The 737-nt window shown below is 74.9% G+C and carries 1 protein-coding gene; it reads left to right on the top strand.

Annotation, left to right across the window (positions count from 1 at the left end; translation table 11 throughout):
- Window positions 1-737: AMP-binding protein (locus D180_RS15705; protein WP_017913548.1), on the top strand; the 737-nt coding region annotated here is incomplete at both ends.

Below are 737 nucleotides of genomic sequence, written 5' to 3'. Positions count from 1 at the left end.
GGCGGGCCGGCGCCTGACGCAGGCGCCGGTGGCCCTGCCCGCGGGCACCGGCTGCATCACCTACACCTCCGGCACCACCGGCCAGCCGAAGGGCGTGTGCCTGAGCGCCGACGCGTTGCTGCAGGTCGCCGGCTCGCTGGCCGACGCCGCCTCGGCGCTGGCGCCGCGCCGGCACCTGTGCCTGATGCCGTTGTCGACGCTGCTGGAGAACGTTGGCGGCCTGTACGCGCCGCTGCTGTCCGGCGCGCAGATCGCGCTGCCGTCGCTGGCCGAGATCGGCTACAGCGGCGCTGCCGGCCTGGACATCCCGACCCTGATCGCCTGCCTGCACCGCTACCAGCCGCACAGCGTGATCCTGGTGCCGCAGTTGCTGCTGGGGCTGGTCATGGCCGCCGAGCGCGGCGTGCCGCTGCCCGCCTCGTTGCGCTACCTGGCGGTCGGCGGTGGCCGCGTCGGCCCGGGGCTGCTGCGCCGTGCGGCGGCGCTGCAGTTGCCTGTGTTCGAAGGCTACGGCCTGACCGAATGCGCCTCGGTGGTGGCCTTGAACCGGCCCGAGGCGCAGCGCCTGGGCAGCGTCGGACGGCCGCTGCCGCATGCGCGGGTGCAGGTGGTCGATGGCGAACTGCAGGTCGAGGGCGTGCGCTGCCTGGGCTACCTGGGCGCGCCCGGCCCGGCACCGGGGCCGATCGCCACCGGCGACCTGGGCCATGTCGATGCCGACGGCTTCGTGCACATCA

The organism is Xanthomonas sp. SHU 166, assembly GCF_000364685.1.
GTDB lineage: Bacteria > Pseudomonadota > Gammaproteobacteria > Xanthomonadales > Xanthomonadaceae > Xanthomonas_A > Xanthomonas_A sontii.
The sequence above is the reverse complement of the archived record's forward strand: the minus strand, read 5'-3'. Positions and strand labels throughout refer to the sequence as shown.